This is a genomic window from Streptococcus sp. 1449, assembly GCF_013276805.1.
GTDB classification, from domain to species: Bacteria; Bacillota; Bacilli; order Lactobacillales; family Streptococcaceae; genus Streptococcus; species Streptococcus pseudopneumoniae.
The window spans coordinates 1-14,352 of the sequence record NZ_VMLS01000013.1; the positions used below are offsets into that span (position 1 = coordinate 1).

General features: G+C 40.5%; 14 protein-coding genes and 1 pseudogene. 7 read left to right on the forward strand and 8 right to left on the reverse strand.

Annotation, left to right across the window (positions count from 1 at the left end; all coding sequences use genetic code 11):
• A partial coding sequence (locus tag HT687_RS04170; RefSeq protein ID WP_172924090.1) for a hypothetical protein occupies nt 1–287 on the forward strand: 287 nt, incomplete at its 5' end.
• 84 nt (nt 288–371) lie between these two features.
• On the opposite strand, the gene HT687_RS04175 is transcribed toward HT687_RS04170, so the two are convergent.
• Together HT687_RS04175 and HT687_RS04180 are read right to left on the reverse strand one after the other, a co-directional pair.
• Nucleotides 372–2,222 (reverse strand): nucleoside-diphosphate sugar epimerase/dehydratase, encoded by a 1,851-nt coding sequence (locus tag HT687_RS04175; RefSeq protein WP_172924091.1) that lies wholly within the window; start codon nt 2,220–2,222, stop codon nt 372–374.
• 53 nt (nt 2,223–2,275) lie between these two features.
• A pseudogene (locus HT687_RS04180) lies at nt 2,276–3,420 on the reverse strand (glycosyltransferase family 2 protein).
• Between the two features lie 57 nt (nt 3,421–3,477).
• Between HT687_RS04180 and HT687_RS04185 the strand changes: the two are divergent.
• From HT687_RS04185 to HT687_RS04205, 5 genes are all read left to right on the forward strand, one after another.
• On the forward strand, nt 3,478–4,644 hold the full coding sequence (locus HT687_RS04185) for a CynX/NimT family MFS transporter (RefSeq protein ID WP_000744905.1): 1,167 nt from the start codon (nt 3,478–3,480) through the stop codon (nt 4,642–4,644).
• Between the two features lie 138 nt (nt 4,645–4,782).
• The gene (locus tag HT687_RS04190) at nt 4,783–5,109 is read left to right on the forward strand and encodes a PadR family transcriptional regulator (protein WP_023941403.1); all 327 of its coding nucleotides are present in this window, start codon (nt 4,783–4,785) and stop codon (nt 5,107–5,109) included.
• A complete protein-coding gene (locus tag HT687_RS04195) occupies nt 5,096–5,689 on the forward strand; it encodes a DUF1700 domain-containing protein (protein WP_138700131.1) in 594 nt (197 codons plus the stop codon). The genes HT687_RS04190 and HT687_RS04195 overlap by 14 nt, the downstream gene beginning before the upstream one ends.
• Complete coding sequence (locus HT687_RS04200) at nt 5,682–6,593, forward strand: DUF4097 domain-containing protein (protein WP_172924092.1); 912 nt, start codon at nt 5,682–5,684, stop codon at nt 6,591–6,593. Before HT687_RS04195 ends, HT687_RS04200 begins: the two co-directional genes overlap by 8 nt.
• A 61-nt stretch (nt 6,594–6,654) precedes the next feature.
• The gene (locus HT687_RS04205) at nt 6,655–7,719 is read left to right on the forward strand and encodes a DUF6574 domain-containing protein (RefSeq protein WP_023937449.1); all 1,065 of its coding nucleotides are present in this window, start codon (nt 6,655–6,657) and stop codon (nt 7,717–7,719) included.
• On the opposite strand, the gene HT687_RS11795 is transcribed toward HT687_RS04205, so the two are convergent.
• The 4 genes from HT687_RS11795 to HT687_RS04225 all read right to left on the reverse strand — a co-directional run bounded on the left by HT687_RS11795 (nt 7,716) and on the right by HT687_RS04225 (nt 11,810).
• On the reverse strand, nt 7,716–7,868 hold the full coding sequence (locus HT687_RS11795) for a hypothetical protein (RefSeq protein ID WP_000692984.1): 153 nt from the start codon (nt 7,866–7,868) through the stop codon (nt 7,716–7,718). The two genes, HT687_RS04205 and HT687_RS11795, sit on opposite strands and share 4 nt — an antisense overlap.
• Nucleotides 7,869–7,941: 73 nt before the next feature.
• Nucleotides 7,942–8,802, reverse strand: coding sequence for a DUF4299 family protein (locus tag HT687_RS04215; protein ID WP_023937448.1), 861 nt, complete (start codon nt 8,800–8,802; stop codon nt 7,942–7,944).
• Between the two features lie 121 nt (nt 8,803–8,923).
• A complete protein-coding gene (locus tag HT687_RS04220) occupies nt 8,924–9,910 on the reverse strand; it encodes a rhodanese-related sulfurtransferase (protein WP_023937447.1) in 987 nt (328 codons plus the stop codon).
• Between the two features lie 424 nt (nt 9,911–10,334).
• The gene (locus HT687_RS04225; RefSeq protein ID WP_023937446.1) at nt 10,335–11,810 is read right to left on the reverse strand and encodes an ABC transporter substrate-binding protein; all 1,476 of its coding nucleotides are present in this window, start codon (nt 11,808–11,810) and stop codon (nt 10,335–10,337) included.
• A 58-nt stretch (nt 11,811–11,868) separates the two neighbouring features.
• On the opposite strand from HT687_RS04225, the gene HT687_RS11800 reads away from it, so the two are divergent.
• On the forward strand, nt 11,869–12,015 hold the full coding sequence (locus HT687_RS11800) for a hypothetical protein (RefSeq protein WP_000693313.1): 147 nt from the start codon (nt 11,869–11,871) through the stop codon (nt 12,013–12,015).
• A gap of 50 nt (nt 12,016–12,065) precedes the next feature.
• Here the strand turns inward: HT687_RS11800 and HT687_RS04235 are convergent, their stop codons facing one another.
• Both HT687_RS04235 and HT687_RS04240 read right to left on the reverse strand, forming a co-directional pair.
• Entirely contained in the window at nt 12,066–12,989 is a 924-nt protein-coding gene (locus HT687_RS04235) for a carbohydrate ABC transporter permease (RefSeq protein WP_000818348.1), read from the reverse strand.
• Between the two features lie 13 nt (nt 12,990–13,002).
• Entirely contained in the window at nt 13,003–13,932 is a 930-nt protein-coding gene (locus tag HT687_RS04240) for a sugar ABC transporter permease (RefSeq protein ID WP_007284784.1), read from the reverse strand.
• Between the last annotated feature and the right edge of the window lie 420 nt (nt 13,933–14,352).

Consider the following 14,352-nt stretch of genomic DNA (forward strand, 5'->3'; position numbering starts at 1 on the left):
GTAGGAAACTAGCAGCGGGCTGCGACAAAAGCTGTAAAGAGGTGGCAGATAGAACTGACGAAGTCAGCTCAAAACACCGTTTTGAGGTGGCAGATAGAACTGACGAAGTCAGCTCAAAACACCGTTTTGAGGTGGCAGATAGAACTGACGAAGTCAGCTCAAAACACCGTTTTGAGGTGGCAGATAGAACTGACGAAGTCAGCTCAAAACACCGTTTTGAGGTGGCAGATAGAACTGACGAAGTCAGTAACATATATCTACGGCAAGGCGACGTTGACGTGGTTTGAAGAGATTTTCGAAGAGTATAAGCCTCTACATAACAAAACGCATATTACCAAGGCTCAAGACCTGATAATATGCGTTTTTCTTTTTTATTCAACGTGGGTTGTTTGATTGGCAAAGGCGATAATAGCTTGCTTCAATTCATCTCCACTGAGAGTTCGGAACTCTTCAATTTTTTGATTGATGGATTCTAAAGGCATGACATTAACCTTACCAACGAAAATCTTATCCATAACTTGGTTATCAACCAGTTCAGTTGACACCAAGAGTTCTTCGTAAAGTTTTTCGCCTGGGCGGATTCCAACTTCAACGATTGGAATTTCACTTTCAGTGTGGCCACTTAGAAGCACCATCTTCTTGGCCAAGTCATAAATCTTGACTGGTTTGCCCATATCAAGGATAAAGACTTCCCCATCTTTGGCATAAGCACCAGCATGGATAACCAGACGGCTAGCTTCTGGAATGGTCATAAAGTAACGGGTCATGCGGAAGTCTGTGACCGTTACAGGCCCACCTTCAGCAATTTGACGTTCAAAGACTGGAATGACACTACCACGGCTACCAAGTACATTCCCAAAACGAACTGCACAGTAGGTCGATTGGCTACGTTGGTTAAAGCCAGTGACAATCAACTCCGCCACGCGCTTGGTTGCTCCCATAACATTTGGTGGATTAACTGCCTTATCTGTCGAAATCATAACCATCTTAGACACTTTAGCTTCATCAACAGCCTTAGCAACGTTGTAAGTTCCACGGATATTGTTTTTGAAGGCTTCTTTTGGATTGCGCTCCATCATAGGAACATGCTTGTGGGCTGCCGCATGATAAACAATAGCAGGTTTGTACTGCTCAAAGACTTGCAAGAGACGGTCGTAGTCTTGAATGTCCGCAATCACAGGTACATAATCAATCCCTTGGAACTTACGAATCAATTCATGATAAACAAGGTAGATTGAGTTTTCCCCATGACCGAGCAAGATAATGCGTTCAGGATTGAAGCGACTAACTTGACGACAGATTTCAGAACCGATTGAACCTCCAGCTCCTGTGACTAAGATGGTCTTACCTGTCAGTTCTGCACCCAGACGCGATTCGTCAAGACGAATTTCCTGACGACCCAAAAGGTCTGTGATATCAATCTTCTGGAAGCCTCCACCTGCTGGGTGAAGTCCTTGAACAACCGTTTCAACCTTAGGCATCTTGTAACATTTGACACCCAGCTTATTACACATCTGCAAGATACGCTCATACTCTGACGAATCAAGCGACGGAATCACAACGATGACACGCTCGATTTGATGGCGTTTGGCTAATTCAGGCAGATTGTCATAAGAGCCCAAAACAGGGATACCACCAAGTTTTTGACCCTTTTTCTTAGCATCCTTATCCAAGATACCGACCAGTTCTAATTCACTGGTTGGATGTTGGTAACTATCCATAAAGAGGGCCCCACCATCACCGGCACCAATCAAGAAGGTCCGACGGTGTTCTCCATCACCACTACCTTTTTTGCGTCTGGAGTAGAGTAACTGCCAAGTAATCCGTGGCAATAAAATCAAGAAGGTACTCAACAAGATAAAGAGAATGATGAAACGGATGGAGAAGAGTGGCAAGAAGGCATAGCAGATTCCATAAGACAAAACACTGCTGGCAGTCACACCAAAAAAGATTTTCATGAAATCCGTAATCTTGCTGTAACGACTAATACTAGCATTCAACCCCCAAAAACCAATCATCAATTGATAGAACAGAAAGGCCAAACTCGTATAGATAATGTAGTCAACAGGTGCTGGATTAATCAGCCCATAAAATAAAATATAAGATACAATGATCGAAACCACCATACTGAAAATATCAAATATTCCCCAGAAAACCTGCTTTTGTTGTTTATTTAAAATTTCCACCAGATCAATCACATAATCTGTTAGTTTTTTATTCATGTCAATCTACTCCTCCTTAAAAGAGTTTTACTATATTGTTATTGTAGCACATTTTAATTTATTTGGCTTATTTTTCCAAATAAATTACTGTTCCCTTGTACTCTTTCTTCCATTTAAATCCTCTAATTAAACCTACAATCGTTCCAAGGCCATAAGCAAAGTGAATGGAAAATAAAAGAAAGGGCATCACAATTAGAAATCCATTTTTATGTTTTAATAAAGTCAGCAAAGTGAGTAGTGATAAAAGTAAAAAATAGGCGCCTAATAGTAAAGTTATGAATACGAATGTGATCGGTAACAATGCTAGACTAAACACAAGACTCAAAACAAATAAACAAGGAACATAGTGAAATAATGATAAACACTTAAACTGAACATGACTTGTCAAGCCAATCCACAAACCATTTGAATACTTTTGATGCAGCATTTTCTTGAATGTTGGTCGAATATACTGATAAGATAGAATACTTGGGCTATAGCGGATTTTATAACCATGTTCTCGAATTCTATAATGAATATCATTATCTTCAGTTCGGCCAAGTTGCTCATTTACTAAACCAACCTTCTGGAAAACCTCTCGTTTATACATTCCATGAAAAATAGAAGAAACATATCTATCCTCAGAACTATTTCGATAATTGGCAATGCTACTGCCAAACATATTTTCCTCAACAAGATGCAAGGTCTCTCCCCATTTTCCTTTTCCTTCGACAATCGTCGGTCTAGGCCCCCCACAGACAAATTCACCTTGTTGAATAATAGCCACATTGTTCATTACAAAAGTCTCAGTAACTTTTGAATGAGCATCAATTTTTAAAATAAGGTCCCCTACAGAATGTTTAACTCCCAGGTTAAAACCACTAGCTTGATTTTTCTTAGGATTGTTATACAATCTAATTGAGTTAAACTCTGTATCTTCCTTTATCAATTGCTGAATGATAGCTGTGGTCCCATCTGTGGACATAGCATTTATAAATAGAATTTCAATATTCTCTTTAGGATAGGTTTGATTTTTTAAGTCTTCAATTAGACCAGACAGATATTTTTCTTCATTGTATGCACTGATTACAATGGATACGAGAAGACTTTCAACATTTTGAGTCACTACTACTCTCCTGAATTTTTCCTTCCACCATTCTATCATAATTTTCAAGACTTTCCCATTTTTATCTTGAAAGCCAGAAACCTTACTTGACATTATAGTGAAAAAGCCTTAAAATAAGCTGTTATTAAAATCAGCTAGAAGAGGTATTATATGAAAAAGCAATCACTCTTTTTTGTTCCAGGTATTATCCTGATTGGTGTTTCCTTGCGAACTCCTTTTACTGTTTTACCCATTATTTTGGGAAATATTTCGCAAGGTCTGGAGGTAGAAGTTAGTTCGCTTGGTGTCTTGACCAGCCTGCCTCTCCTTATGTTTACCCTCTTTTCACCATTTTCTACCCGACTGGCTCAGAAAATCGGCTTGGAGCATCTCTTCACCTACAGCCTCTTCTTCTTGACCATCGGCTCACTCATTCGACTAATCAATCTGCCCCTGCTCTATCTAGGAACCTTGATGGTTGGGGCAAGTGTCGCAGTCATCAATGTCCTGCTTCCTAGTCTTATCCAAGCCAATCAACCAAAGAAAATTGGTTTTCTGACCACCTTATATGTAACCTCTATGGGGATTGCAACGGCTCTGGCTTCCTATCTAGCTGTGCCCATTACACAAGCCAGTTCTTGGAAAGGACTTATCCTCCTCCTCACGTTACTCTGTCTAGCAACTTTTTTGGTCTGGCTCCCAAATCACCGCTATAATCATAGACTAGCTCCACAAACCAAACAAAAAAGTCAAATAAAGGTCATGCGTAATAAACAGGTTTGGGCAATTATTATCTTTTCAGGTTTTCAATCCTTGATCTTTTACACCGTCATGACCTGGTTACCTACCATGTCTATCCATGCAGGTCTATCCAGTCACGAAGCTGGCTTGCTGACTTCTATCTTATCTCTGATTAGCATTCCTTTTTCAATGACCATCCCAAGCCTGACAACCAGTTTATCTACTCGCAACCGTCAGCTCATGCTCACTCTGGTTTCACTAGCTGGTGTGGTCGGCATTTCCATGCTCTTTTTCCCAATCAATCATTTCATTTACTGGCTTGCCATCCATCTCCTCATCGGAACCGCAACCAGTGCCCTCTTCCCTTATCTCATGGTCAACTTTTCACTCAAGACAAGCGCCCCTGAAAAGACAGCCCAATTGTCCGGCCTATCTCAAACAGGAGGCTATATCCTAGCAGCCTTTGGGCCAACCCTCTTTGGTTACAGTTTTGACCTGTTCCACTCTTGGGTACCATCTGTAGCTGCCCTCTTGCTCATCGATATCCTGATGACTGTGGCCCTCTTTACAGTGGACAGAGCGGATAAGATCCTTTAAACTTCTAGTTTTAGCTAGAAGTTTTTTATATATAAAAATTTTACACATTTCTCTTGACAGGGCTTTCTTTTAGATGTACAATGTATGTGTAGAAAAATTATATATAAAAATCCTACACATTAGAAAAGGAGGTTTCCCATGTACTTTCCAACATCCTCTGCCTTGATTGAATTTCTCATCTTGGCCGTACTGGAAAAAGGGGATTCTTATGGTTATGAGATTAGCCAAACCATTAAGCTGATCGCTAATATCAAAGAATCCACACTCTATCCCATTCTCAAAAAATTGGAAGGCAATAGCTTTCTGACAACCTATTCTAGAGAGTTCCAAGGTCGCATGCGCAAATACTACTCCTTGACAAATGGTGGTATAGAACAGCTCGTGACCCTAAAAGATGAATGGGCACTCTATACAGACACCATTAATGGCATCATAGAAGGGAGTATCCGCCATGACAAGAACTGAATACCTGACTCAGCTAGAACTTTATCTCAAAAAACTGCCTCAGGCTGACCAAATTGAAGCCATGGACTATTTCAGGGAACTCTTTGACGATGCTGGAGTCGAAGGAGAGGAAGAACTCATCGCTAGCTTGGGAACTCCTAAGGAAGCAGCTCACGAAGTTCTCTCCAATCTTCTCGATAAAAAAATCAATGAAGCACCTGCTCAAAAGAATAACCGACAAATTTTGCATATCGCCTTGTTAGCCCTCCTTGCAGCACCCATCGGTATTCCTCTGGGAATCGCCATCCTCGTGACCCTGTTCGCAATCCTTGTAGCCGCTTTGACTGTTATTCTGGCTTTCTTTGCAGTTTCCATACTGGGTATCATCGGCGGATTCCTATTTTTAGTTGAAAGTTTCACTGTCTTAGCCCAAGCCAAATCAGCCTTTATCTTGATTTTCGGTTCTGGTTTACTGGCTATCGGTGCTTCTTCACTAGTCTTACTAGGTATTTCCTATGTAGCCCGCTTCTTCGGTCTACTCATTGTTCGCCTGGTGCAATTTGTTCTTAAAAAAGGAAAGAGAGGTGACCAGCATGCGTAAATTGACAAAAGGATTTCTCATTTTTGGTGTGGTGACTACCGTTATCGGATTTATCCTGCTCTTTGTAGGCATCCAATCTGACGGGATTAAGAGCCTACTTTCCATGTCCAAAGAACCTGTCTATGATAGCCGTACGGAAGAACTAACCTTTGGCAAGGAAGTCGAAAACCTAGAAATTACTCTCCACCAACACGCGCTGACCATCACAGACTCTTTCGATGATCAAATCCACATTTCTTACCATCCATCACTTTCTGCTCACCATGATCTTATCACCAATCAGAACGATAGAACTCTGAGTCTCACTGATAAGAAACTGTCTGAAAGTCCATTTATCTCTTCTGGAATTGATGGGATTCTCCATATTGTAAGTAGTTCATCTAATCGTTTTAATGATGTCATCATCGGACTACCGAAAGGGAGAACTCTAAAAGGGATCAACATCTCAGCCAATCGCGGACAAACCACCATCATAAATGCTAGCCTTGAAAATGCGACCCTCAATACAAACGGCTATATCCTCCGAATTGAAGGAAGCCGTATCAAAAACAGTAAACTCACAACCCCCAATATCGTTAATATCTTTGATACAGATCTTACAGATAGTCAGCTAGAGTCAACAGAACATCACTTCCACGCTGAAAATATCCAAGTCCATGGTAAGGTTGAACTGACTGCCAAAGATTATCTCCGAATCATCCTAGACCAGAAAGAAAGCCAACGAATTAACTTGGACATCTCAAGTAACTACGGTTCTATCTTCCAATTCACAAGAGAAGAGCCTGAATCAAGAGGTACGGAATTAAGCAACCCTTACAAAACTGAAAAAGCTGATGTCAAGGATCAACTCATTGCGAGATCTGATGATGATATTGAGCTAATATCCACCCCAAGCAGACGTTGACAAAAACGCTTACATTTGCTACTATAGAAGCATATTTATCTAACTAAAAGGAGGTTCTACCATGAAACAAGAATGGTTTGAAAGTAATGATTTTGTAAAAACAACAAGCAAGAACAAGCCTGAAGAGCAAGCTCAAGAGGTTGCAGACAAGGCTGAAGAAAGGATAGCCGATCTCGATACACCAATTGAAAAAAATACTCAGTTAGAGGAGGAAGTCTCTCAAGCTGAAGTCGAATTGGAAAGCCAGCAAGAAGAGAAAATGGAAGCTCCTGAAGACAGTGAAGCGAGAACAGAAATAGAAGAAAAGAAGGCATCTAATTCTACTGAAGAAGAGCCAGACCTTTCTAAAGAAACAGAAAAAGTCACTATAGCTGAAGAGAGCCAAGAAGCTCTTCCTCAGCAAAAAGCAACCACGAAAGAGCCTCTTCTTCTCAGTAAATCTTTAGAAAGTCCTTATATCCCCGACCAAGCTCCAAAATCTAGGGATAAATGGAAAGAGCAAGTGCTTGATTTTTGGTCTTGGCTAGTGGAAGCAATCAAATCTCCTACAAGCAAGCTTGAAACAAGTAGCACACACAGCTACACAGCCTTTCTCTTGCTCATTCTATTTTCTTCATCTTCCTTTTTCTTTAGTATCTACCACATCAAACATGCTTACTATGGACATATAGCAACCATAAACAGCCACTTCCCTGAGCAACTAGCACCTTTAACTCTCTTTTCTATCATCTCTATCCTAGTAGCAACAACACTCTTCTTCTTTTCATTCCTCTTGGGTAGTTTCGTTGTGAGACGATTTATCTACCAAGACAAGAACTGGACACTGGAAAAGATTCTCCAACAATATAGTCAACTCTTGGCAATTCCAATCTTCCTAACTGCCATTGCTAGTTTCTTTGCCTTCTTTGATAGCCTACGATTTACAGCCCTCTTGTGTGTGATTAGCATTGGAATCATTCTGCTTGCTAGCCTCCATATCATTACGAGACCTAGTCAAGCAAGTGAAAGCGACTCCTTCTATCAATTATTCTTGTCTGTCCTTGTGAACGGAGTCATTATCCTCCTCTTCTTTGTAGCTGAAGTGGCACTAATTGGGGATTATCTTCGTATCTTGGCCTTTCTTTAAACTTCATACTCTTCGAAAATCTCTTCAAACCACGTCAGCTTCGCCTTACCGTATGTATGGTTACTGACTTCGTCAGTTTCATCTACAACCTCAAAACAGTGTTTTGAGCAGCCTGCGGCTAGCTTCCTAGTTTGCTCTTTGATTTTCATTGAGTAGCAATCCTGTCTTTCACGGCAGGATTTTTTATATATCAAAAAGCAAGTCACTTGACCTGCTTCTGCTTTACTCTTCTTGTGCTAATGCTTTAAAATCTTTGTCTAAGATGGGTTGCACTTCTAATTGATTGGCGTCTAGTTGGTGGTAAAATGCTGATGGTAGCGACTCTAGGAATTTTGCATAGTCCAAGCGAGCGATAGCCTCATAGTCTTCTGGTTTAGAGCCGTCTCCTGTGATTTGAACCAAGTCAATCTCCCACTGGACTTCCTTATCCACCAATTGCTCCATATAGGCTGCAGGAACAAATGGTTCTCTCGGTAAAACTGTCTTGACTCCTTGAGCTAGATGGTAAACGCCATGCACTTGTCCCTCTCCATCCTGATAGAAGGAAACTCTTGCAAAGTAGGCATCTGTCTCTTGAACCGCACGCACACGCGCTTCAAACTGTGCCAAACCATCTTCCCCTAAAAAGCTTTTCAAATCCTCATGACTAAAGAAAACAGGATTAAAAATTCCTTGGCAAATCGTAAAACGGGCTGCAGTGTCTGCAAGATGGGCTTGAATACTTGCTTGGAAATAAGCTTCAAAATCAAAACCATCTAGTCCTTCAATCTCAGTTCCTGTGTAAGCAAGCAAAGCATCTAAAAATGACTTGATGATCTCCCAGTCTGTCTGCGTTAGTAGGTCAGGAAGATCGACACGGTAAGCCTTTTGATCATCAGCATAACTGACCTTAAAAAGAAATTGTGATTGCCCCACTATCGCACACTCGATATACTCGAGACGGTTAAGAGGCTGACGGAGATAGACAGCATCATAGCTATGTGACTCCAAACCATCTACCAATGCCAAGATGGACTTGGCAGTCAAAATTTCCTGTTCTCCTAAAATGCTCTGTTTATTTGGAATAAAAATTGTTTTCTCCATAACTGGACTCCTTTGAAATCGTTTACATACAGTATACCTTATTTTCCTGAAAGATACAGAAACAAACTTTAGATTTTTGAGTACAAAGCATAGAAAAACAGCCCCTGAGGACTGTTTGATCTTATACAGTAGCTGCTTGATCCAAGCTTTCACCGATAGCGGCTAGGCGCTCGATTACTTCAGCTTGTGTCAATTCATTTTTTGAAACATAGCGGTTACGTGGGTGAACACGGCACTCGTGTGAGCATCCACGAAGGTACTTGTCTTCATTTTCTTCTGATGTCAAGATACGACGGTTACAGAAGGGATTTCCACAGTTGACATAACGTTCACATGGTGTTCCATCAAACCAGTCTTTCCCTACGATGGTTGGGTTGACATGGTTGACATCAACAGCGATACGTTCGTCAAAGACGTACATTTTCCCATCCCAAAGCTCACCTTGAACTTCTGGGTCTTTACCGTAAGTTGCAATTCCTCCGTGCAATTGGCCGACATCTTTGTAGCCTTCACGAACCATCCAGCCTGAGAATTTCTCACAGCGAACCCCACCTGTACAGTAAACCACGACGCGCTTGTCCATGAATTTTTCCTTGTTATCACGGACCCATTGTGGTAACTCACGGAAGTTGCGAATATCTGGGCGAATAGCTCCACGGAAATGTCCTAGGTCGTACTCATAATCGTTACGTGTGTCAAGGACAACGGTATCTTTATCAAGAAGCGCTTCTTTGAACTCTTTTGGAGACAAGTAAGCACCTGTTGTTTCAAGTGGGTTGATGTCATTGTCAAAGTCGTTGTCTTCCAAACCAAGGTGGACAATCTCTTTCTTGTAGCGAACAAACATCTTCTTGAAGGCTTGTTCACTTTCTTCGTCAATCTTGAACCAGAGGTCCTCCATGCCTGGGAGGCTGTGAACGTAGTCCATGTATTTTTGAGTTGTTTCATAGTCACCTGAAACTGTTCCGTTAATTCCCTCGTCAGCGACTAGGATACGGCCTTTAAGACCGATTGATTTACAGAAAGACAAGTGATCTGCAGCAAATTGCTCTGCATTTTCAATTGGAGTATAAAGGTAGTAAAGTAAGACACGAATATCTTTTGCCATAAGATTTGTTCTCTTTTCTATTCTTAAATTTTCTAAATTTTTTATTTATCCATACTAGTATACCTGCTTGAGAAAACGAATGCAATTTATTTGACTGGAAATTGTAGAGGATTCTCGAAATTTCCTGAATGGTTATACTCTTCGAAAATCTCTTCAAACTACGTCAGCTTCACCTTGCCGTAGGTATATGATACTGACTCTGTCAGTTCTATCCACAACCTCAAAACTGTGTTTTGAGCAGCCTGCGGCTAGCTTCCTAGTTTGCTCTTTGATTTTTATTGAGTATTAAAATAAGGATAAGAGAAAACAGGAATATCTATATCCTTGTGCCCAAAAAACCACTGCCTCCCCCAGATAAGCCTGAGGAAAGCAGTGATTCTTATTTTAGGAGTTAGGAATGAATACACGAAATCAATTTAGCTGATTATTTTTTGTTTTTCAAGAATTCATCGTATTGTTTTTGCATTTCGTTCAATACTTTTTCGTAGGCACCTTCAGATTTCAATTTTTCCATCAATTCTGGAATCGCTTTATCTGGGTCTACAGTACCAGTGTTGATAGCTGTATCAAATTGTTGCATTGTGTTAGCAATAGCTGAGATTTCAGATTTCACATTGTCAGTATTGAAGATAAATCCAAGCGCTGGAGATTCTTTAGCTTCTGCCAATTCTTTCTTAGAATCTGCAATTTGTTGATCTGTAACGTTTTCGTTGATGTAAAGAATCCAGTTGTTACCAGTGTTCCATCCACCCATGTGAGTGTTTCCTTTGTAGCCATCAAGAACGCGAACACGGTTTTCTTTACCTTCAATTTTTTCCCAGTTCTTGCCTTCTGGACCGTAAACCAGACCGTTCAAGAGTTCTGGGTTCGTATTCAAGAGGTTCAACACCTCCATTGATTTTTCTTTGTTCTTAGAGTTGTTTGAGATGACAAAGTTAGCAACTTGTGTTGTTTGGTTTTTCTTGATGAAGTTAGTAATTGGTTTGATTTGGATATCTTTGTTGGCAACACGTGAAAGCAAGCTGTTACCGTAGTCAGCTGGTCCTACTGTTTCTTCACGAACGAACCAAGTATCTTGTTGAAGGTCAAAGGAAGTATCGCTTGTTGCGACGTCTTTTGGAATGTAGCCAGCTTCATAGAATTTGTGAAGAGTCTTCAAGTGTTCTTTGAAACGAGGCACTTCGTAACGGTTTACAACTTTAGTAGTATCGCCTTCAAGGTCGATAACGAATGGAAGACCGTTTGCTACTGGGTAGTCAAAGTTATCAGATGGGATGAAAACTTTACCAATAGCAAATGGTACTACGTCTGGAGCTTTTTCTTTAATTTGTTTCAAGACTGGCTCAAGAGTTTCGTAAGAAGTAACACCTGAAATATCGATACCATATTTAGCAAGGAGAGTTCCGTTGAAGGCAAAGTTTTGAGATGATGCAACGTTGGCTGCAACTGGAACAGCGTAAATCTTACCATTTACAGTATTACCCTTGATGTAAGCTGGGTCAAGTGCCTTGTAAAGGTCTTTACCTTCTTTTTTGTACAATTCTGTCAAGTCAGCGTAAGCACCTTTTTGAGCATTTACAATGTAGTTATCTGCAAAGGCAATATCATAGTTTTCACCAGATGATGTGATAACTGACATTTTCTTACCATAGTCACCCCAGCCAAGGTATTGGATATCCAATTTGGCACCAACTTTTTCTTCGATGATTTTGTTGGCATTTGCTAACAATTCATCCAAGTTGTCTGGTTTGTCACCGATTTGGTACATTTTGATAACAGGTTTGTCACCTGAATCAGCAGCTTTTTTGCTGTTACCTGTCAAATTTCCACAAGCAGCAAGACCTGCAGCCAAAGCGACTACACTAGCAGATGCAAAAGCATATTTTTTCCAGTTTTTCATGATAAAAACTCCTTTTTTTATTTTTAAACTTATAAACAATGTAATGATTTTATACTCAATGAAAATCAAAGAGCAAACTAGGAAACTAGCCGCAGGTTGCTCAAAACAGTGTTTTGAGGTTGTGGATAGAACTGACGAAGTCAGTAACCATACCTACGGCAAGGCGACGTTGACGCGGTTTGAAGAGATTTTCGAAGAGTATTAACTTCACACCAGGGAAGTTGGGAACTGAGAAATGTTTTTCCTCAATAAGCACTATTCTTTCACACCACCGATAGTCAAACCTTTTACAAAGTAGCGTTGGAAGAATGGATATAAAATCGCGATTGGAAGGGTTGCAACCACAACCATGGCCATACGACCTGTTTCTTTCGGTAGAGCAACTCCCAGTTGACCAGTCAAGCCGACCGCTTTGGCAATGTAGTCCATATTTTGTTGGATTTGCATGAGCAAATATTGCAATGGATACAAGTTATCACTCTTGATGTAAAGAAGGGCGTTGAACCAGTCATTCCAGAAACCAAGAGCTGTCAAAAGCGTGATGGTTGCGATACCTGGTAGTGACAATGGCAAACAGATTTGGAAGAAAATCCGGGCCTCACTGGCACCATCGATACGAGCCGATTCGAGAATGGCTTCTGGAATGGTCTTCTTGAAGAAGGAACGCATCAAGATGATGTTAAAGGGTGAGAGAAGCATTGGCACAATCAAGGCCCAAACAGTATCCCCAAGCTGAAGCACACGGGTCACCATGATATAACCTGGTACCAAACCAGCGTTGAACAACATACTGAGAAGGACGAAGATGGTAAAAAATCTGCGATACTTAAAGGTTGTCCGTGAGATAGCGTAGGCATAGGTTGTTGTGATAAAGACATTTGTAAATGTCCCAACTACGGTTACAAAGACAGAAATGAAGAGAGCCTGTAAGATTTTATCCTTAAACTGTGCCAAGAACTCAAAACCGTCTAATCCAAATTGGGATGGGAAGAAGCTGTAGCCGTATTGGAGGAGGCTTTTCTCGTCCGTCACTGAAATAATGATAACGAATACGAAGGGTAGGATACAAGAGAGGGCAATCAAACCCGAAATGATACTGAAGAAGATATCTGCTTTCTTACTGAAGGAGTGAATGCCGACATTATCAATTTTTTCTTTTTTAATTTTCTTTTCTGCCATATTCTCCTCCTTTCTAGAACAAAGCTGAGTTTGGATCAACTCGTCTTGCCAGTAAGTTTGATAGAACCACCAGAATCAAGCCGACTACTGATTGGTAAAGACCTGCTGCTGAAGCCATCCCGATGTCCGCTGTCTGGGTCAAGCCATTATATACATATACGTCCAAGACGTTGGTTACGTTATAAAGCTGACCAGCATTGTGAGGGATTTGGTAGAAAAGACCGAAGTCTGCACGGAAGATATTTCCGACTGCAAGGATGGTCAATACAGTTACCAGCGGTGTCAACTGCGGAATGGTGACATTGCGAATCCGTTGCCACTTGCTAGCCCCGTCCACTGTCGCTGCTTCGTAGTAGGTTGGATCAATTCCCATAATCGTCGCATAGTACATGACACTGCTATATCCAAAACCTTTCCAAATACCTAGGAAAAGTAGGAGATAGGGCCAAATTCCCAAATCAGCGTAGAAGTTGACTTCTTTGAGACCAAGACTTTCCAATAAATGATTGAACACCCCTTTATCAATATTTAGGAAGGCATCTGTAAAGAAACTGATGATAACCCAAGACAGGAAGTAAGGGAACAACATAGAAGTTTGGAAAATCTTCACCATTCTCTTGGAACGGAGCTCGCTGAGGATAATGGCAATCCCTACAGATACAACTAAACCTAGAAAGATAAAGCCAAGATTGTAGAGAACCGTATTTCGTGTGATAATAAAGGCGTCTCTTGAACTAAATAAGAATCTGAAATTATCGAGTCCGACCCATTTACTATTTATGATACTATCTATGAAACCATTACTGGTCATGTGGTAGTCTTTGAAGGCAACCACGTTTCCAAATACTGGAATGTAGAAGAATAGAATCAACCAGAGCGCCCCTGGCAAAACCATCAAGAGAAAGATCCAGTTGTCTCTCAAGGTTTTTGAAAACTTATTCATAATTTCCTCCCTTTTTATTTTGATATCCATCTAAAAATTCTTTTTTAGACTTTTGATAACGATTACATTATTAGTATACTCCTATTTGCAGATTAGGTTAAACTCCTAATTATAGAAAAAACTCTACAAATTATGTAGCAGATTTAAAACTTTATCACCACTATCAAACAAATGTCCTAAATCAATTGTTTATTTGTAAGCGCGTCATAACAAGGTATCTATCATTCATGGAAGACCTCCTGTATACTATTAGTAAAGTAAAACTATTGGAGGATATTTTAATGCCACAACCTATTGTTCCTGTAGAGATTCCACAATCTCGTCGTTTTGATTCTAAAAAGAGAAATGATATTCTGCTTAAAATTCGTATTGGCAAGCTTGAAGTAAGTTTTTTTCAATCCCTCAATCTCGAAATGATAG